Raw genomic sequence first — 19,273 nt, 5'->3', positions numbered from 1 at the left:
AGGCAATATAGCTTCCCGGGAAGGTATCGTGGTGTCCATGGAAGATTCGCAGCCGCTGGACCGCGTAGCCCGCATCCAGGCCGACTGGCGCCGCGAGCGGCCCGACCTCGACGTCACTCCGCTGGGAGTGATCGGTCGGCTGCACCGCCTGGCGGACCAGCTCACCGGAGAGCTCTGCCTCCTGTACGGCCGCTACGGCCTCAGCGAGGGAGAGTTCGACGTCCTGTGCGCACTACGCCGTGTCGGTGAGCCCTACGAACGGGCACCCGGCGAACTCGCCGCGCACACCATGGTCACCACCGGCGCCATGACGAAGAGAATCGACCGGCTGGAACGAGCCGGACTCGTCACCCGCCGCCGCTCCGACGACGACCAACGGGGCCGGATCGTAGCCCTCACCGGACCCGGACGTGAACTGATCGACCGCGCGTTCACCGACCACGTGCGCAACGAACGTCGTCTGCTGAGTCCGCTGACGCCCACGGAGGCCAGGACGCTGGAATCACTGCTCACGACCTGGCTCTCCCGAAGGGAACATCCGCACCCTGCCGACAGCGAGTGAGCCGCACCCCTGTCCGGGCTTCGACCAGCACATCAACCGACCGCCCGGTCAGTGGGACGGCCGAGTCAGGACGTCATGAAGTCCCGCACGCGCAGGGGGCGTTCGACGATCCGGACATCGCCGATCCAGCCCTGCATCAACTGGTCGAGCCTGCCCCCGTACTCATAGGCGCCGAGCAGCCAGGGGAGACCCGCGGTGGCGAGACCGGTGGTGCGGGTGGCGGGGTTGCGGGCGACGACGCAGCCGTCGACGTACATCGTCGTGTGTCTGCCGTCGTTGACGACCGCCACATGCCACCAACGGTCGCGCGGCAGCTCATGGCTCCAGTTGGTGACGGCTCCCGGCTGGTTCAGCGGCGCCGCGGCCCACTGGAGCCCGGGGCCGTCCGACACGGAGAGGGTGGCGACGGGCTCGTCCGTATCGCCGGACGTCTTGCCCGCGGCTTCGAGTGTGCCCCGGCGGCCCAGTACGGCGCCCCAGGCATTGCGTCCGGCGTCCCAGTCGGTGGGGAGACGGAGGAAGGCCTCGATGGTGTAACCGGACCTGAAGGTCTTGGTGTTGAGCGGTGCGTTGGTCTCCGTACGCAGATACGCGCCCCGCAGCGGGGGCTTCGAGCCGTCGAAGTAGAGGCTGCCGTGGCCGGGCTGGTCGGGGTGGTGACCGGTGGACCAGCGCAGCGCGTCGGGGGCGCTTCCGGGCACGGCTTCGCGCACCAGGTCGTTGCGGTGCCCGGACAGGTCGGGGACGCGCAGATCGGCGGCAGCGGCGGAACCGTCCGGGTGCGCGGGTGAGTCGAAGCGCCAGTAGGCGACGGTGCCCGGTATCAGCAGCCGCTTTGCCGGGCGGGGGCCGCGCACCGGCACGGGCGCGAAGCCGGCGAACCGCTTCTCGAAGTCGATGGGGACGGCGAACCGGTCCTGCGGGCCGGTCAGCTCGATCTCGCCGCGCTCCAGTTCATTGAGCCGCTCGCCCGCCCGGCCGAGGATCCACGGCGAGATCGTCTCCACGTCGATGGTGTTCCTGGCCAGGTCGAAGCGGTAGAGGCGGATCATCGCGCTGCCGCCGTAGTAGCGGTTCTGGTAGTTGGTGAGGTGCAGATGGACGTCGTTGCCCGCGGTGTTCTTGCGGGTGGTGCGCCCGGCGGGCCAGTAGTGGCCGTTGAGGGTGAGGAAGATCTGGTCGTGCTCGGCTATCAGCTCGTTCCACAGATGCTCTCCGTGGTCGGAGAACGTGGCCTCGTCGCCGTCCGCGTCGGTGTACACCAGCTCGTGGGTGGTGAGGACGACCGGTGTGTCCGGGTGCTCGGCGATGACGTTCCGGGCCCAGGCGAGGGACGCCGCCGACGGCCGCCAGTCGAGCGCCAGCACCAGCCACTCCCGCCCGGCGGCGCGGAACACGTGGTACGTGTTGTAGCCGTCCGGGGTCGCCCCGCCGAACGTGGGCAGCCGCCGCATGCGCCGCGGGCCGAAGGTGTCCAGGTACGGGGTGCGGCCGCGCCCGTCGTCGGTGGACGACTTGATGTCGTGGTTGCCCGCGACGACGCTGTAGCCGACCTGCCGCCGGTCGAGCAGCTCGAAGGCCTCGCCGATCGCCTCGAATTCGTCGGCCCGGCCGCTCTCGGTGAGGTCGCCCAGATGGGACAGGAACACGATGTTCTCGTCGCGCCCGTGATCGAGGACATAACGCAACGAGGCCTCGACCGGGGCCTTGTTGATGCTCGCTCCGTCGAAGAGGTACTGGGTGTCGGGCATGACGACGAGCGTGAACCGGGGGTTCTCCGGGTCGGGTCGCCAACGGGCCGTGGCGGCACCGGCGTTCTGCTGGGGGAGAGCCGCGGCGGGGGCGGCGGACACGAGCCCCGTGGCCGCGGCGGCGGCACCGGTGAGCGCGGCGGCCCGCAGGAACGTACGACGTCCGGCGTCGGGCAGGAGCGGTCCGTCGGGCTGGTGGAGGGGGCTGCACATGGTGTCTCCGCGGAGGTGATCGTCGGGGGTGATCGTCGAGGGGCGATCGTCGAGTGGTGATCGTCTGCAAGCTAGCCGCGGGACCGGGGGAGGAATGGCCCGTAAGGGCGACATCCGGGCGAAGACTCCATGAATTGCCCGCTCCGGGGCCTGCGGCCGGCGGTGGGGCCGTTCGCGGTTCCGGGTACGTGACCACCGCACGGGCAGCGGCTGTATCGAGATCACCTGGAAGCGCCTGATTCGTGCTTCGGTGCGGTTCGGCGGGCGGGCCGGCTGAGGACTAGGCCGCCCGGGGCACGCCCGGGACCTGTCCGAGGCGAGATCGCCGACACCGAGGACGCCGGTAAGGGCTTCGGCCGCCCGAGCGGGACGATACTGGTCGTGACAGTCGCCCCGCCGCCGGGCCGGCCTCGGACGCGGGCCCGGTCGGCAGGGCGCACCTTTGTCCATGTCTCCGAGGGGAGCCGTTCATGACCACGGCGAAAGACCTGTTCATCATCGCCATGGACCTGAAGCATTCCGTGGGACAGGGCGACCTGTCCCTCGCACTCGCGGGAGCCGAGCTGATCGATCTCATCGGTGCGGGGGTGGTCGCCGTGGACCTCGACCGCATCGTGCCGGGTGCAGCGCCGACGCCGGACGACCGGTTCATGGGCGAGGCTGCGGCAGGACTCACTCGACAGGCGCCCTACGAGCGGATCGAGGACTGGCTGTGGCGCCGGGGCCGGGACCTCTCGGCCGCGTACCAGGCCGCCCTGGAGGAGAACGGTGAGCTGAAGCCGCAGCGAAGCGGCCGGTTGTCCTTCGGCTCGGAACGCGTGGAACCGGTCGATACTCCCGCGCGCCGCCATGCGGCCGACCGCTGGGAAGAGAAGGAACCCGTCCTGGCCGCCCTCGCGTCGGTCGTGGGCATCGACGACGAACGGCCCGACGATGAGACCGCCCTCGACGACGAACGATCCGACGACGCGACCGGCCTCGACGACGAGGCGGTGACGACCGTGGTGGCCGCCGTCCACGACGCGGTGATGGAGCTGGAGGCCGTACGCCAGAGGCGGACCATCGAGAACGCAGCCTTCGCCAACATCTGGCGCGGTCCCTGAGCCGGGTTCACGCACCCTGCCCCGTTCGCCCATCGGCGAGACCTCTACCATCATGTGGCGTTTCGTCGTCGGACGCCGATGCCTGCCCGGCCGTGTCCGCCGCCCAACGCTCACGACGTCCGCCGCACAGCGGTGGAGTCGGGTACGGAGCAGCCGAGGAGAGGAACGTTCATGCGCGCTCGGAGCATCGGCGCGGCCGCCGCAACAGCATTGGCGCTGGTGGCCGCCCGCGATCTCGTCCAGAAGAAGCACGCACTGCTGAGGAACTTCCCCGTGATCGGGCACGCCCGGTATCTGCTGGAGACGATCGGGCCGGAACTGCGCCAGTACGTCGTGACGTCCAACGAGGAAGAGCGCCCGTTCAGCCGTGACCAGCGCACCTGGATCTACGCGTCGGCGAAGGAAGAGAACAACTACTTCGGGTTCGGAACCGATGTGGACGTCGAGCATGTGCAAGGGCACGCGTATGTGAAGCAGCGGACGTTCGCCGGCACGCTGCCCGATCTCCACGACCCGCAGGCACCGCTGCCCTCGGCCAAGGTGCTGGGCGGCCCGCGCGGGCGGGCCAAGGCGTTCCGTCCGGCGAGCGTCGTGAACATCTCGGCGATGAGCTTCGGATCGCTGTCCGGCGCGGCCATCACGGCGCTCAACAAGGGTGCGGCGCTGGCCGGCGCGATGCAGAACACAGGCGAGGGCGGCCTCTCGCAGTACCACCGCAACGGCGGTGACCTCGTCCTCCAGATCGGCACGTCGTACTTCGGCTGCCGCAACGAGGACGGTACCTTCAGCCTCGACAAGCTCAAGGACGTGGTCGCAGGCGCCCCGGTCAAGGCGATAGAGATCAAGCTCTCCCAGGGCGCCAAGCCGGGGCTCGGCGGGATGCTGCCGGGCGCGAAGGTGACCCCCGAGATCGCCGGGATCCGCGGCATCCCGGCCGGCAAGGACTGCGCCTCCCCCTCCCGGCACACCGCGTTCCACGACGTCGACTCGTTGCTCGACTTCGTGGAGCTGATCGCTGCCGAGACCGGTCTGCCGGTCGGGATCAAGAGCGCCGTGGGGGAGATGAGCTTCTGGCAGGAGCTGGCCACGCTGATGGCGCGTGGTGATCGCGGAGTCGACTTCGTGACCATCGACGGAGGCGAGGGCGGCACCGGGGCGGCTCCCCTGATCTTCACCGACTCGGTGTCGCTGCCGTTCCGGATGGGCTTCTCCCGCGTCTACAGCACGTTCGCCGAGCAGGGCCTGACCGACGACCTCACCTTCATCGGATCCGGCAAACTCGGCCTGCCCGAGAACGCCGCCGTCGCCTTCGCCCTGGGCGTCGACATGATCAACGTCGCCCGCGAGGCCATGCTGTCCATAGGCTGCATCCAGGCGCAGAAGTGCCACACCGACAAGTGCCCCACCGGCATCGCCACTCAGAACCCGTGGTTGGTGCGTGGCGTCGACGCGCCCTCGAAGGCCACCCGCGCCGCCGTCTACCTGCGCACCCTGCGCAAGGAACTGCTGAAGGTCTCGGGAGCCGTCGGCGTCGCCCACCCGGCGCTCATCACCACCACCGACATCGAGATCATGAACGGCGACTACGACGCCCGCACCCTGGCGAGCGTCTACGGCTACAAGGACGGCTGGGGCGAACTCGGCCCGGAGCTCGCCCAGGAGATCACCACGCTGCTCACCACCGGACCGACCCCTCTCCAGAAGCCTGTCGACTGACGTGCGACGCGTCGCCGGTGCGTGATCCGCGAGGTCGGGTGGTACGGGGCGGTCGGCCGTGCCGGCAGTCGTCGGCCATGCCATGGGTTCACATGCCGAGGGGTCTCACGGGAGTCGGCCGGTATCGGTGTCGCCGGTCGTCTCCCCAGCCGCGGGCCCGGCCCAGTGCTGGCGTATCACAGGCACCGATTCACAACCACGGAGCCGGGCGTCCCTGCGGGCCTGACCGGGCGACTTCCCGCTGCCCACCGCCCGGCCGTCGACGACCGCGAGCCAGTCGCCCCGGGACAGCTCCGCCCGGAGCGCGTCCACGTCGGTCGGTTCCAGGGCCAGGAGCAGCGCCGGGTCGGGGTCCGTGGGGGCGTCGGCCGCCACCGAGCGGGGTGTTCCCGCGCGCCACTCGGCGGTGGTCCGCTCGCCGGACCTGGACCGCGACCACAGCACGTGCTGCAACACGATCAGCGGTCCCAGCGCCGTCAGGAGCGGGAAGGCGCCCGTCAGCACTCCCAGGCCGAACAGCAGACTGACGCTCGCGGACACCGCCAGTCCGACTCCGGCCGCGAGAAGGGCGGCGGCCCGTCCGAAGGCCTTGAGCGCCACCAGCGGGAAGAGCACCAGGAGCAGCAGGTCGCCGAGCCCGAGCGCCACCGGTGGGCGGCCCTGGGTGACTGCCAGCAGCGGGGCGAACGGCAGTCCCATGACCTGGGTGGCGAACCGGTCCATGACGGAGGTGAGTCCGGTCGCCACCAGGTCGTAGCAGCAGAGCATGCCCGCGAACCACGCCGCGTGGGCGGAGCGCATCCCGCTCTGTGCCCACATGTTGGCCACTCCCACCACGGCGACGGCGAGCAGTACGTCGGTCAGGGCGGTCACGGCGATTGGCAGGTCCGCGAACGCGCACCCGGCGGTGGCGGCCACCAGCGCCCCCGCGGCCGACCAGGCCCGCCCCCCGCCGATCAGCGGCGCGAGGGTGAACTGGAGTGCCGCGCAGAGGACCAGGCCGAAGACGACGGCCACCGCGGTCCGGGGCGCTGCCAGATAGACCAGGGGAGCCGCCACCACGACGACGCCCATCACGGCGACATCGGGCAGTTCGTACCTGCCGACCGGCGGGCGGGGCATCCGGACCCGCGTGAAGTAGACGGCACCTGCCGCCGTGATCGCGGCGACGGCGCAGTTGAGGCCCACGAGGGCGAGGGCCGTACTCATGCCTGCCCCGCGACGCGCACGGCGGGGCGGACCGACTCGAAGGTGTGCTCGCGCAGATCGGCGCGGACCGGGCCGGTCGGCGGCAGCGTGGCCGGATCGTCGTGGAGCACGATGCCGTCCAGCGCGAGGCCCGCCGTGGTGGCCCGCTCCTCCAGCCTGCCGAGCAGGGCGGCGGCGGGCGTCCGGCGGACCAGGACGTGGAGGACAGGGCCCCCGGGCCGGTCGACCAGGGCGTAACGCGCCGGCAGCGGGATGTCCGGTTCGGACTCCAGCAGGTTCAGCACCGACCGGGTCGGTACCGCGATGCTCCGCGGACCCGACCAGCGGCCGAGTACGGGCGAGGTCGCGGGCAGATGGGCCAGTTCGCACGTGGGCTCGGCCCCGGGACGCCGGACCAGGTCGCCGGTCGCGTAGCGCAGCAGCAGGGTGCAGTCCCGGTAGGGGACGTACGGCGTCTGCACGATGATGCCGACGGCACCGGGCGGAGTCGGCTCGTGTGTCACGGGATCGAGTATCTCCATGTGCCCGAACTCGGTGGTGTGGTGCAGATGTCCCTCGGCGCACGGTGTGCCGCCGGAGGGGAGGGCCTCGGTCATCATGTACGCCGTGGAGATCCGTGCGCCCAGGGCGACCGCGGCCCGCTCCCTCAGCGGATCGGAGAGCACCTCGCCGCCGACGCCGATGGACTCCAGGCCGAAGTCCTTTGCCCGCCAGCCGTTTCTCTCCGCTTCTTCGACGAGGGCGGAGAGGTAGGACGCGGACACCGTCAGATGGGTGATCTGCGGGGCTTTGCCGCGCAGGCCGAGCGGGGTGGCCAGCCGGTCCAGCGCCACGGCCGGGTCCACCGTGCCGATCTGGACGAACGAGGCGCCGATCCGGGTCACCGACTCCTCCACGTTGAGCAGCGGCAGGGTCGCCCGGGAGCAGCCCGCGTACGCCATGGTGTGGTGGGGCCGCAGGCCCATGCCGAGCACGGCCGAGACGGTGCTCATGGCGACCGAGATCTCCACCTCGGCCCTGGAGAACCAGACAGCGGTGGGTGTGCCACTGGTCCCCGTGGTGAGCGCCATCAGCGCAGGGGCGGAGGCGGCTGACACGAAGGCGGCCGGCAGAGCGCGCAGGGCCTCCTTGGGGGTGACCGGTACGCGGTCCCAGGTCTCGGGGGTGAGACTGCTCGGGTCGATTCCCAGAGCGTCGAAGGTCCGCCGGTAGTGGGCCGTGTGCCGGGTGGCGGCCCGTGCCGTGGCCCGTAGGCTGCGCTCCGTGACGGTCCGTCGTACGGCGGGGTCGACGGCCCCCGCCTGGCCGGGGAGCAGGGCCGAGTCCGCCCCGGGCTCGCCGAACTCGGCCAGGGTCGCGATGAGGTCGCGGGCTATGCGCTCCAGATCCTGCGGACGGATGCGACGGTTGCGCAAGATCGCCATGCCGTAGCGGAGTTGGCTGAGGGCGGTACCGAACAAGGGGTCTCCTGATGCCTGGACCGGGTTGTCTTCCCGGTCCAGGCCGGGGCCGAGCGTCAGACCATGCTGGCGAACATCGCCGCGGTGAGCGTGCTGAAGGCGTACTTGACGTAGTGCTTGACCATGACGGGTCTCCCTTGTTCCGCGCCGCCCGGGGGCGGCTGGGCTCCTGGTGGTGCACTCGCGGCCGGGAACGGCCATTCGATTAACGCGACCTTAGAGTAGGGAAATTGAGCGATCAATGGTTTCTCACGACGAACTGAATCCCCGGTATTCGCTTCGCCGCCTCCTCGCTCCCGCGCCGTCTCCTGACATGGGTCCGTGGCTGCGCGTATGGGCCAGGCCCTGCCACCGCTCCGCTATGTCCGCGGTGCCCACGGGCAGATCGAACTGGTCGAGGATCCGCATGACGATGTGGTCCACGAGGTCGCTGATGCCGTTCGGAATGTCGTAGAAGGCCGGCATCGGAGGGACGATGCGGACTCCCATGCGGGAGAGGGCGAGCATGTTCTCCAGATGGATCTCGCTGAGCGGTGTCTCCCGGGGCACGAGGACCAGCGGGCGGCGTTCCTTGAGCGTGACATCGGCTGCGCGGGCGATGAGGTTGTCGGCCAGGCCGTGCCGTACCGCCGCAAGCGTCTTCATGCTGCACGGGACGATGACCATGCCCGCGACCGGAAAGGAGCCGGAGGAGATCGTGGCGCCCAGATCGCCGAACTTGTGTGTCACATCGGCGAGTTCGGCGCAGTGCCTGCTGGTGTGCGGCGTCTCCACCTCGATGGTGGAGCGGGCCCAGGTGCTCAGCACGAGATGGGTCTCCACCTGCGGTACCTCCCGCAGGATCTCCAGTAGGCGAACAGCGAGCGGGGCACCGGTGGCACCGGTGACTCCGACGATGAGGCGGGTGGGGGAAGAGGGGGTCACAGCGGGCTCCTGGCGCGGCGGGGAGGGGAGGGGGAGGGAAGAGGAGCAGGGGACGGACCGGCGGGGAGGGGACAGCCTTGCGAGGGAGAGGGCGTGCTGCGCTGCCCCTCCCCGCGGTGCTGCGCCGCCCCCTCCCGCGCAGTGCGGGGCTACATCGCCAGGAGCCCCGCCCAGCGCTTGCGCAGCTCGTCGCGGGTCGCCTCGTCGACACGGTTGGCCGCCGGGTACTGGTCCTTCCACGCGAACGGCTTGCACGCGTCGATCAGCACGATGCCCATCGACAGGTCGCCGGCGGCGCGCTTGGCGGGCGACAACCGCGGGTCGATGGCGGTGGTGGGCGCGCGCAGCACCTGGAGGGACTCGGCCGGGTCGACGCGGGTGAACATCGCCCACAGGACGTGGTTGACGTCGGTGATGTCGATGTCCTCGTCGACCACGACGAAGTACCGCTCCATGCCGCCGGTGCGCTTGCGCCCGGCCGCCGCGAGCAGTGCGTGCATGGCGTCGCCCGCGCCGGTCTGCTCGATGGAGACGACCATCATGAGCTGGCGGGCGTACGCCCACACGCCCTTGATGTTCTGGACGCCGGAGGCCTCCAGGTGGTCCCACGTCACCGATGCCGAGTACAGCGGGACGGCCTGGTCACCGGCCGGGACGGTCGGGAGCATCGGCGGTGCGCCCAGGATGATCGGGTCGTTCCGGTGCATGATCCGGTCGACCCGGACCACGGTCTCCTGGCCCGAGTGCGTGTAGTAGCCGGTCCACTCCCCGAAGGGTCCCTCCAGCACGGACTCCTCCTCGACCGGAGGCAGTTCGCCCTCGATCACGATCTCCGCGTACGCCGGGACCGGAAGGTCGCTGCCCGGTGCGTACAGGACCTCGACGCCCTGCCCGCGGAGTCCGCCCGCCAGGTCGTACTCCGACATCCCGGACGGCGCGGCGATAGCCGCGGCGGTCGACAGGATCGGGTCCTGGCCCACCACCACCGCGATCGGGCAGCTCCGGCCGCGCTCCCAGTACTTCTCGGCGATCGCCTTGGCGTGCCGGTTGCCGAGCATCCACAGCGAGAGCCGGTCCGGGCCCTGGACGCAGGCCCGGTAGGTGCCGACGTTGACCCAGCCGCTGTCGGGGTCGCGGGTGATGACCATGCAGGCCGTGCCGATGTAGCGGCCGCCGTCCCCGTCGTGCCACTGCGGCGTGGGGAAGATGTTGAGATCCACGTCATCGCCGACCAGGACGTTCTCCAGGACCGGACCCGAGGCGACCTCCACCGGAGGGACGGGTTCGAGCCGCCTGCTCAGGTCCTTCCAGGCCCGCACGATGTCGAGCTTCGAGGTGTCCGCCGGCAGTCCGAGCGCCACTGCGGTCCGGGCGGCGGTCCCCATGAAATTGGTGAACACGCGGTGCCCCGCCGGGAAGCCGGGGATGTTGTCGAACATCAGTGCGGGGCCTTCCTTCTCCGCCATCAGTTCGGTGATCCCGCCGATGTCCAGGTCCCGGTCCGCGCCGTCGATCCGGAGGACCTCGTCCTTCCCGAGCGTCTCCGTCATGTGATCGATGTAGTGCCGAAGGTCACGGAATGCGTTCATGTGTCGTCGGGGAGCCGGGCAGTACGTCCGGGCCTCCCGTCCTCCTCTTCTTCTCTTTCCTGACGGCGGCTTCCTGACGGCGGCGGCCGCGCCCGGAGCAGTTGCCCGCAGGGGAGGTGGCTTCGCGAGGACAGCCACCGCACGGGCCTGTGCCGCCAGGATCCGGACCGGCCGGGAGGAGGGGCAACGAGTCCGGACGCGTATGCCGGATACTGCGCGCGATAGACTCGGGATACGTGGAATGCATCGATCTCCAGCTCATTCATGCACTACAGATTGATGGCCGCGCACCACTGCGCCGGATTGCCTCAGTGCTGGGCGTCTCCGACCAGATGGTCGCCCGCCGCTACGCCCGGCTGCGCGAGACGGCCGGGCTCCGTGTCGTCGGCCGGCTCAACCCCCGGCCCGTCGGGCAGACCGTGTGGGCACTGCGGCTGCAGTGCGTCCCCAGCGCCTCGCTCGGTCTGGCCCAGTCACTGGCCGAGCGCGAGGACACACGATGGGTCCAACTCGCCTCCGGCGGAACCGAGATCATCTGCCATCTCGCCGTGCACAGTGACAGCGACCGGGACGCGCTGCTGATGGACAGGCTCCCTTCGAGCCGCCGGGTCACCTCGATCACCGCGCACCGCATGCTGCGGCTCTTCAAGGGCGGCCCGACCACCTGGGACGGTCCCACCGCCGCGTTGAGCCGGGAACAGATGGACGCCCTCGCGCCCTCGTACCCGCCCCCTCACGCCCAGGCGGCTCCGGTGCGGCTCACGGATCTCGACCACATCCTGCTCGCCGCGCTGAACCGCGACGGCCGCGCCTCGCACGCCGCGCTGGCCGTCGAGGCCCGCTGTCACGAGTCGACGGTGCGCCGCCGCATCGCGCACCTGCGCACGGCCGGAGCACTCTTCTTCGTCCTGGACGTGGACGAGCGTCTGCTGGGTGACCCGTCCGGCACGGCCATCTGGATGTCGGTGCAGCCCTCGCGGCTCGCTGCCACCGGCGCCGCGCTGGCAGGCCACCCCGAAGTGGCCTACGCCGCCGCCACCACCGGGCGGACCAACCTCCTGGCCCATGTCCTCTGCTCCGACGACGAGTCCCTCTACGCGTACCTCTCCGACCGCATCGGTACCCTCCTGGGCATCGACACGGTCGAGACCGCCCCGATCATCCGCACGCTCAAGCGCGACGGCGCAGTCGCACGCAACCACAGCCCCGGGACGGGTGAGCGCCGTTGACCGAGTGGCGGGGAACCGCCGCCCGCGACACACCGCCGACACTCGAACGCATCGCGGAGGAGCATCAGGGCGCCGTTCACGCCGCAGTTCTTGATCTCGGCGAGGAGGTACATCCAGTGCTCGGCACGGACGGGCGCGTCGCGTCGCGCGGGCCCGATGCCTTTGTCTCTTCCGGCGGCTCGGCGTTCGCAGAGCCGGGCCGCCGACTCATGACGGCGACGGCCTGAACATCCCTGGCTGTATTTGATCGTTGAAGACTCTGATCGAACCGCCCCTTCGGCCAAAACTGGCCGTTTCATGGGCGGGCAACAACTCATACACGTATCGGCGCCACACTGATGAACCATGCCCCACTCAAGCACCTCAGCCAACAGCATCAGCCGCCGGTATCTGCTGGCCGCCACGGGCGCACTCGCACTCACGGCCGCCTGCGGTTCCAACACCGGCCGTGCCGGCGGAGCGGGCGATCGCCCCGCTCTCGACCAGTGGTACCACCAGTACGGTGAGGCCGGGACCGAGCAGGCGGTGAAACGCTATGCGGCCGCGTACCGCAGGGCGGAGATCACGATCGAATGGCGGCCCGGCAACTATGACCAGCAGACGGCCGCGGCACTGCTGACCAAGAACGCACCGGACGTCTTCGAGGGCAGTCCGACCCTGGACCAGATCCAGGGTGGTCAGGTCGCCGATCTCACCGACCTCCTGGACGGGGTACGTGAGGACTTCAACCCCGCGGTCCTCACCCCCAAGACGTACAAGGGCAAGGTCTACGGCATCCCCCAGGCCATCGACATGCAGATGCTCTATTACCGAAAGAGTCTGCTGGACAAGGCCGGAGTCCGGCCACCGCAGACCCTCGACGAACTGGTCGACGCGGCAAGGGCCCTGACGACCAAGGACGTCAAGGGCCTCTTCCTCGGCAACGACGGGGGAGCCGGCGTGCTCGGCGCCACCCCGCTGCGCGCCGCGGGCCTGGAACTCGTGACCTCCGACGGAGCGGTCGGATTCGACGACCCGCAAGCCGCCAGGACCCTCGGCAAACTGCATCGGTTCCACAAGGACGATTCCCTGCTGCTCGGAGCCCCCACCGACTGGTCCGACCCGTCCGCGTTCCTCCAGGGCCTGACCGCCATGCAGTGGACGGGACTGTGGGCCCTCCCGCAGATCGAGAAGGCGCTGGGCGACGACTTCGGCGTCCTGCCCTTCCCCCGCGACGGGGCACGGGGCAGGCCTTCGGTACCGGTCGGCGCCTACGGGTCGGCCGTCAGCGCGCACAGCGGCCACATCGACGCGGCGAAGGCGTATGTGAAGTGGCTGTGGGTGGAACGGACCGACTACCAGGAAGACTTCGCGCTCTCCTACGGCTTCCACATTCCCGCCCGGATCTCGCTGGCGAAGAAGGCAGCCGCACTCGCCAAGGGCGCGGCGGCCGAAGCCGTCCGCTTCACGACCGAACACGGCTACGCACAACCCCTGTTGTGGACCGCCCGGAGCCAGACCGCCTACCAGGACGCCCTGAGCCGGATCATCACCGAAGGCGCCGACCCGGAGGCCCAGATCAGGGCGGTCGTCGCGACGGCGAACGCCGAGCTGAAGCGGGTGCGGTCATAGCCACGCAGACGACCGAAGGCGCCAGAAGGCCGCTGGGACGGCGACTGCTGGGCCCTCAGAACCGCTACCTGTGGTTCTGGGTCTTCGTCGGCCCCTTCGCCGCCGGGCTCGCCCTCTTCACGTACGTACCGCTGCTGTGGAGCGTGTGGCTCAGCTTCTTCGACGCCCACAACACGGTGACACCGATCGACTTCGTGGGCCTGGACAACTACTCCGAGATCCTTGGCGACCCGTCCTTCATCTCCAGCCTCGTCACCTTCGTCGTCTTCTCGCTCTTCATCGTTCCGGCAACCTACGGGCTCTCGCTCGCCCTCGCTCTGATGGTCGCCAGACTGCGCTTCGCCCAGGCGTTCTTCCGGTCGGTCTTCTTCCTGCCGACCGCCTGCTCGTACGTCGTCGCCGCGATGATCTGGAAGCTGTCGATCTTCAACGGGGTACGGTTCGGGCTGGCGAACACGGTGCTGGGATGGTTCGGCGGCTCGGACACCGCCTGGCTGTCGACCACCAGCCCGCCCTGGTACTGGCTGGTCATCGTGACCGTGCGCCTGTGGCTCCAGGCAGGCTTCTACATGGTGATCCTGCTGGCCGGACTCCAGCGCATCCCACGCACCCTCTACGAGGCGGCGGCCGTCGACGGCGCCCGCCCCGGCTGGCAGGTCTTCAGGTACATCACCTTCCCGCAACTGCGGGCGACCTCCGTCGCCGTCGTCCTGCTCCTGGTGATCAACGCCTTCCAGGCCTTCGACGAGTTCTACAACCTGCTGTCGACGGCACGCGGCTACCCGCCCTACGCCAGGCCGCCCCTGGTCTACCTGTACTACGTGGCGCTGGGGCAGGGACAGAACCTGGGCCTCGGCAGCGCGGGCGCGGTGATCCTCGCACTGATCATCGCGGTCGTGGCGGTGGTACAGGCACGCTGGTTCGGTCTCGGACGCCAGGAGGACTGACGTATGCGACAGCGCTCGACGGATCAACCGACGGATCGACGGATGGATCTACCGACGGGGCTCTCCACGGCCCATGCCTTCCGGCGGCTCGCGCGCGGACTGCGGCTCGTGCTGCTCATCGCGCTCGCCGTGCTCTTCCTCGTCCCGTTCTACCTGCTGGTGCGCAACGGCCTGGCCACCGAAGCGGACATCACCGGGGCGGACTGGACGTTCTTCCCGCGCAGCCTCCAGTGGGGCAACCTGCGGGAACTGTTCGACGACAGCAGTGTCCCCATGCTGCACGCCCTGTGGAATTCGGCCGTGATCGCCGTCCTCACGACCGCCGGCACCCTGCTGCTCGCCTCGATGGCCGGATACGGGCTGGCCCGCATCGCGTATCCGTATGCGAGCCAGGTCTTCTACGCGTTCCTGGTCACCCTGATGATCCCGTCCGCCGTCACTTTCGTCCCGAGCTTCGTCCTCGTGTCGTCGCTGGGCTGGATCTCCACCCTGCGCGGACTGATCGTCCCCACCCTCTTCAGCGCGTTCGCGGCCTTCCTCTTCCGGCAGTACTTCCTCGGCTTTCCCCGGGAGCTGGAGGACGCGGCCAGGGTGGACGGGCTCGGCCACTGGCGTACGTACTGGCGGATCGTCGTCCCCAACACACGGCCGGTCTTCGCCGCCGTCGGGGCGATCGTCTTCATCGGCTCGTGGAACTCGTTCCTCTGGCCCCTGGTGATCGGCCAGCAGCGCGACGCCTGGACCGTGCAGGTGGCCCTCGCCACCTTCACCACGGCGCAGACGGTCAACCTGCACGAGCTGTTCATCGCGGCCGCCGTGTCGATCCTGCCCCTGCTGGTGGTCTTCCTGGTACTCCAGCGCCACATCGTCGCGGGCGCGGAGCGCTCCGGCATCGATGAATGATCAGGAGTCAGAGGAGCCGGTGCGGACCACCGTCCGCACCGGCATCAGCGGTCGGCGATGTCCTCGCGGAGGCCGTCGGAGAATTCCCACCACGACAGCGGTAGCCAGTCGCCGTTGATGAAGGCATCGACAGTCGCGCCGCGACCGCGGACAGTCACCGTCGTTCCCGGCGGGTACGTGGTGCCGGACAGGCCGGGCACGGGGACGAGCAGGGTCCCGAGGCGTTGTGCAGCCACTGTGCGCTCTCCCTTTTCGATTTCGGTGCGATGCCAGGGCAGTGGATATTCATCCATTCATCGCGATATTACCGGGTTGTCCATCGGTTCAAGCCGGAGAATCATGAGAGATGGGTCACGCGAAATACAGCAGTCGGGGGCGGGTGGAAAAGCGTGCAGCGCCGAGCGGAGGTGGCAGCCATGAAGGCCGTCGTATACAAAGAGGTGGCAGCCATGAAGGCCGTCGTATACAAAGAACCGTTCACCGTGGCGGTCGAAGACGTCGAAAAGCCCAGGATCCAGCATCCGAACGACGTGATCGTAAAGATCACGTCCACCGCGATATGCGGCTCGGACCTGCACATGTACGAGGGCCGCACCGCAGCCGAACCAGGCATCGTCTTCGGCCACGAGAACATGGGGATCATCGAGGAAACCGGTCAGGGCGTCACCTCGCTCAAGGCGGGCGACCGCGTGGTCATGCCCTTCAACGTCGCCTGCGGGTTCTGCGACAATTGCGTCGAGGGATTCACTGGATTCTGTCAGACCGTCAATCCTGGCTTTGCGGGAGGTGCATACGGATATGTCGCCATGGGGCCCTGGCCAGGCGGCCAGGCAGAATACCTGCGCGTTCCGTACGCCGACTTCAACTGTCTGAAGCTGCCGCCAGGAAAAGAGCACGAGACCGACTTCATGCTGCTTGCCGACATCTTCCCCACCGGCTACCACGGCTGTGAACTCGCCGGGGTCCGACCAGGTGAGAGCGTCGCCGTGTACGGTGGCGGGCCGGTCGGACTCATGGCCGCCTACTCGGCCCTGTTGCGCGGCGCGAAGAAGGTCTTCGTCGTGGACCGGGTCCCCGAGCGGCTGGAAAAGGCCCGGGAGATCGGTGCGATTCCGGTCAACTTCGCCGAGGGCGACCCCGTGGAGCAGATCAAGGAGCAGACCGAAGGCATCGGCACGGACAAGGGCATCGACGCCGTCGGCTACCAGGCGTCGGCGCGCGGCACCGACCACGAGGAACCGGCGACAGTCCTGAACTCGCTCGTCGGCACGGTCCGGGCCACCGGAGCGCTCGGCGTGCCGGGCCTCTACGTTCCGTCCGACCCCGGCGGCCCCGACGAGCAGGCCAAGCACGGCATGCTGCTCGTCTCGATCGGCAAGCTCTTCGAGAAGGGCCTGCGCATGGGTACGGGGCAGTGCAACGTGAAGCGCTACAACCGGTACCTGCGCGACATGATCATCGAGGGCCGGGCTCAGCCGAGCTTCGTCGTCTCGCACGAACTGCCCCTGGACCAGGCGCCGTCGGCGTACGACAAGTTCGACAAGCGGATCGAGGGTTTCACGAAGGTCGTGCTGCACCCGTAGCAGGGGACCCGGCGGTGCGCCATCGACCAGCCGTAGCGCCACCAGCTCCAGCGCCGCACCACCACACTGGAGCAGGAGCTCGCAGACAAGCGTCCCGGCCGGCCGGCCGCGAACTCACCCGAGCCCCGAACCACTGCGGATGATCGGCGGCTCCACGCTGGAGCGGAGACCGTATCCCCCGGGGCGGCGGCATCTCACGACGACCGTGCCGGGGAGCCCGGCCACCTCCGCCAGGTGGGCGCGCAGCACCCGGGGATGGTGCAGCGGCTCGATGCGCTCGATGGTGGCCCGGGCGCCGACGGAGGCCGTGAGCAGTGCCTCGATCTCGGCGGATGCGGGAAGGGGGACGTCCAGAGGTGAGGGCATCGGCGGATCCTCGCACGGTGGGGCCGAGAACATGCGGAGTTCTGCGCCGAGCCGCGTTCCGCCCACGCAAAGCCGTTGTGAACACCCCGGCAACGCTCGGCCTCGTCGTCCTGCCGACGAGGACATCGCGACCTCTGTCAGGCGCGGCCGTCGGTGCGGCACAGCTAACCTGCGCGGATGAGGCAGATGAGGCGGATTCAGCGGGTCGCCGGCGTGGTCGTCGGCTCAGCGGTGGGTGACGCCTTGGGCGGCCCCTTCGAGTTCGGTCCCCAGGGTGCGTTCTCCGCACGGTTTCCGGCGCCTGGTGCCGGTGGTGAGATGTGCGGAGGTGGTGGCTGGGACCCCGGCGAGGCCACTGACGACACGCAGATGGCCGTCCTGGTCGCGCAGTCGTTGCTGGAGCGGGGCGAACTGGATCTGCCGGACATCTTCACCCGCTTCCAGCGGTGGGCAGCATCGGAGCCGAAGGACATCGGCCTGCAGACCGAAGACGTCCTGACCAACGGCATGCCCTGGGACCTCGCCGCCGCGATCCATTTCCAGGTCAACCAACGAGCGGCGGGGAACGGCTCCTTGATGCGGGCATCGACCTCTGCGGCCCACTTCGCTGCCGCCGGCCAGGAAGCCACCATGGACGCTGCCCGCCGCATCGCCGCCCTCACCCACGGTGACCGCGCGGCCTGGGAGGGCACCGCGATCTTCCACGAACTCATCCGCGTCACGTTCGAGGGCACCGACCCTCTCCCCACGCTCCCGGACATCCTGGCTCTCGTCCACCCCGAGCACCGCGCCCGCTACGCCACCGTCCTCGCGCCCGACTGGCATCCCGATCGGGCGACCGAGTTCAACGGTGCCGTCTGGCCCTGCCTGGGCTCCGCCGTCTGGGCCCTGCGCACCACTACCAGCTTCGAAGACGCGATACGCGCGGCAATCGACCTCGGCGGTGACACGGACACAGTCGCCGCGGTGACCGGAGGCCTCGCGGGGGCGTACTACGGGCTGGACGCCATACCCGCCCACTGGACCCAGCCGCTCCATGTCCCCCTCCCGGGCTTCGACGGACGCGTGCTGCACCTGGCAGATCTCCTCCACCTCGCACACCGCCTCGGAAGCTGAACCAGGTCCTGCTCCGCGAGGGCGCCCTTCCCGAACTCCGTCCCTCAGCCGCAGTCACCGCGGAAGGCTGATGGCAGTCCCCGTCCACAGGATCACGGCATGCCTGATGCCTCCACTGTCTTGTGGAGCCATGACACGTGCCGTGCCCTGCGCAAGGCGGGCCGCGTGGGTGAGCGGCCCCCGGTTGCCTTCCATGGCGTCCATTCCTCCCTGTCCGCATGGACGGGTGCCCGTGCCGGGGACGAGGCTGCGACGCCATGGCGGTGCACGTGGACGCGACGCCCGTACGCGGGCGCAGCGAGGAGCCTGGCTGTCGGAAAAAGGTTCTCCGGCACACCGAACCTCCCTGGGGCGTTGCGCATCTTCAGGTGCGTAGGCGCGCGCTGACTTCGCGCGCCGATTCGTATGCGAGGGGAACGCGAAACTTCATGAAGAGCAAGCTGACTGCTGTGGCCCTTGCGGCCGTCGTCGTCGCCGGTACTGCCGCTACCGCCATCCCGGCCTCGGCCGCTTCCGCCAAAGCCGGGCCGACCCGCTGCCACACCGCCGACCTGAAGGCCGGCTTCGCCATGGGGGATGACGCGAAGCCGGAGATGGAGCAGACCGAGAAGCAGACCCAGGCGTACATCTGGTTCACCAACCGGAGCAAGCGCACCTGCACCCTGTCCGGCTTCGCCGGTGTCGACATGATCGGCGCTCAGAAGACCGACGGCACCTGGTCGCTGGCACGCTCCTCCAAGAAGCCCGTGAAGATGATCCTGGAGCAGGGGGACACGGTGGACTTCAGCATCACCCTGCTCCCGGTGGCCAGGTCCACGCCGCAGAAGGAGAAGTTCGTTCCGGCGAAGTTCCTGGTCACCCCGCCGAACGAGACGAAGCACTTCACCCTGAAGTGGCCGTTCGGCGGCCAGATCCTCAAGCAGGACGGCGCCACCCACCCGGCCACCTACCTCAACCCGGTCGGGCTCTGACCGACCGGACAGCCACTGGC

17 protein-coding genes are annotated in these 19,273 nt (G+C 69.4%); 10 read left to right on the top strand and 7 right to left on the bottom strand.

The genetic code is table 11. The features are described 5' to 3' along the window. Positions 1 to 37 precede the first annotated feature (37 nt). Positions 38 to 562, top strand: a complete 525-nt coding sequence (locus GA0115234_RS25360) for a MarR family winged helix-turn-helix transcriptional regulator (RefSeq protein ID WP_093545882.1) — start codon at positions 38 to 40, stop codon at positions 560 to 562. 65 nt (positions 563 to 627) lie between these two features. Here the strand turns inward: GA0115234_RS25360 and GA0115234_RS25355 are convergent, their stop codons facing one another. Beyond that, positions 628 to 2,526 (bottom strand): LamG-like jellyroll fold domain-containing protein, encoded by a 1,899-nt coding sequence (locus tag GA0115234_RS25355; RefSeq protein ID WP_093545879.1) that lies wholly within the window; start codon positions 2,524 to 2,526, stop codon positions 628 to 630. 470 nt (positions 2,527 to 2,996) lie between these two features. Between GA0115234_RS25355 and GA0115234_RS25350 the strand changes: the two genes are divergently transcribed. Then, positions 2,997 to 3,629 carry a GOLPH3/VPS74 family protein gene (locus GA0115234_RS25350; protein ID WP_093545876.1) on the top strand — a complete coding sequence of 211 codons (633 nt, stop codon included), beginning with the start codon at positions 2,997 to 2,999 and terminating at the stop codon, positions 3,627 to 3,629. 171 nt (positions 3,630 to 3,800) lie between these two features. Further along, on the top strand, positions 3,801 to 5,345 hold the full coding sequence (locus GA0115234_RS25345; protein ID WP_093545874.1) for an FMN-binding glutamate synthase family protein: 1,545 nt from the start codon (positions 3,801 to 3,803) through the stop codon (positions 5,343 to 5,345). A 105-nt stretch (positions 5,346 to 5,450) separates the two neighbouring features. On the opposite strand, the gene GA0115234_RS25340 is transcribed toward GA0115234_RS25345, so the two are convergent. From GA0115234_RS25340 to GA0115234_RS25325, 4 genes are all read right to left on the bottom strand, one after another. Continuing rightward, the gene (locus GA0115234_RS25340) at positions 5,451 to 6,554 is read right to left on the bottom strand and encodes a hypothetical protein (protein ID WP_237541718.1); all 1,104 of its coding nucleotides are present in this window, start codon (positions 6,552 to 6,554) and stop codon (positions 5,451 to 5,453) included. Next, positions 6,551 to 8,014, bottom strand: coding sequence for a phenylacetate--CoA ligase family protein (locus tag GA0115234_RS25335; RefSeq protein WP_093545871.1), 1,464 nt, complete (start codon positions 8,012 to 8,014; stop codon positions 6,551 to 6,553). The genes GA0115234_RS25340 and GA0115234_RS25335 overlap by 4 nt, the downstream gene beginning before the upstream one ends. Before the next feature lie 249 nt (positions 8,015 to 8,263). Beyond that, entirely contained in the window at positions 8,264 to 8,938 is a 675-nt protein-coding gene (locus tag GA0115234_RS25330; protein ID WP_093545868.1) for a UbiX family flavin prenyltransferase, read from the bottom strand. Between the two features lie 149 nt (positions 8,939 to 9,087). Continuing rightward, the gene (locus GA0115234_RS25325) at positions 9,088 to 10,488 is read right to left on the bottom strand and encodes a UbiD family decarboxylase (protein ID WP_202554155.1); all 1,401 of its coding nucleotides are present in this window, start codon (positions 10,486 to 10,488) and stop codon (positions 9,088 to 9,090) included. Positions 10,489 to 10,763: 275 nt separating this feature from the next. Here GA0115234_RS25325 and GA0115234_RS25320 point away from each other — a divergent pair, with 275 nt between their 5' ends. From GA0115234_RS25320 to GA0115234_RS25305, 4 genes are all read left to right on the top strand, one after another. Further along, positions 10,764 to 11,756: an Lrp/AsnC family transcriptional regulator gene (locus GA0115234_RS25320; protein ID WP_256088809.1), complete on the top strand. Its 993-nt coding sequence runs from the start codon at positions 10,764 to 10,766 to the stop codon at positions 11,754 to 11,756. Between the two features lie 345 nt (positions 11,757 to 12,101). After that, positions 12,102 to 13,367, top strand: a complete 1,266-nt coding sequence (locus GA0115234_RS25315; RefSeq protein WP_093545862.1) for an ABC transporter substrate-binding protein — start codon at positions 12,102 to 12,104, stop codon at positions 13,365 to 13,367. Between the two features lie 32 nt (positions 13,368 to 13,399). After that, positions 13,400 to 14,314 (top strand): carbohydrate ABC transporter permease, encoded by a 915-nt coding sequence (locus GA0115234_RS25310; protein WP_093546101.1) that lies wholly within the window; start codon positions 13,400 to 13,402, stop codon positions 14,312 to 14,314. Positions 14,315 to 14,356: 42 nt separating this feature from the next. Continuing rightward, positions 14,357 to 15,217 (top strand): carbohydrate ABC transporter permease, encoded by an 861-nt coding sequence (locus GA0115234_RS25305; RefSeq protein WP_093545860.1) that lies wholly within the window; start codon positions 14,357 to 14,359, stop codon positions 15,215 to 15,217. Positions 15,218 to 15,261: 44 nt separating this feature from the next. On the opposite strand, the gene GA0115234_RS25300 is transcribed toward GA0115234_RS25305, so the two are convergent. Further along, complete coding sequence (locus GA0115234_RS25300; RefSeq protein ID WP_093545857.1) at positions 15,262 to 15,453, bottom strand: hypothetical protein; 192 nt, start codon at positions 15,451 to 15,453, stop codon at positions 15,262 to 15,264. A 213-nt stretch (positions 15,454 to 15,666) separates the two neighbouring features. On the opposite strand from GA0115234_RS25300, the gene GA0115234_RS25295 reads away from it, so the two are divergent. Beyond that, positions 15,667 to 16,800: a glutathione-independent formaldehyde dehydrogenase gene (locus tag GA0115234_RS25295; RefSeq protein WP_093546098.1), complete on the top strand. Its 1,134-nt coding sequence runs from the start codon at positions 15,667 to 15,669 to the stop codon at positions 16,798 to 16,800. A gap of 114 nt (positions 16,801 to 16,914) precedes the next feature. Here the strand turns inward: GA0115234_RS25295 and GA0115234_RS25290 are convergent, their stop codons facing one another. Continuing rightward, a complete protein-coding gene (locus tag GA0115234_RS25290; protein ID WP_093545854.1) occupies positions 16,915 to 17,166 on the bottom strand; it encodes a hypothetical protein in 252 nt (83 codons plus the stop codon). 186 nt (positions 17,167 to 17,352) lie between these two features. Here GA0115234_RS25290 and GA0115234_RS25285 point away from each other — a divergent pair, with 186 nt between their 5' ends. Both GA0115234_RS25285 and GA0115234_RS25275 read left to right on the top strand, forming a co-directional pair. Further along, complete coding sequence (locus tag GA0115234_RS25285) at positions 17,353 to 18,282, top strand: ADP-ribosylglycohydrolase family protein (RefSeq protein ID WP_093545851.1); 930 nt, start codon at positions 17,353 to 17,355, stop codon at positions 18,280 to 18,282. 428 nt (positions 18,283 to 18,710) lie between these two features. Continuing rightward, complete coding sequence (locus GA0115234_RS25275; protein ID WP_093545848.1) at positions 18,711 to 19,253, top strand: DUF4232 domain-containing protein; 543 nt, start codon at positions 18,711 to 18,713, stop codon at positions 19,251 to 19,253. The last annotated feature ends 20 nt before the right edge of the window (positions 19,254 to 19,273 follow it).

Source organism: Streptomyces sp. DvalAA-43 (assembly GCF_900091725.1).
Lineage (GTDB): Bacteria > Actinomycetota > Actinomycetes > Streptomycetales > Streptomycetaceae > Streptomyces > Streptomyces pulveraceus.
Note: the sequence above shows the minus strand (reverse complement) of the source record. Positions and strands in the feature narration are given on the sequence as shown.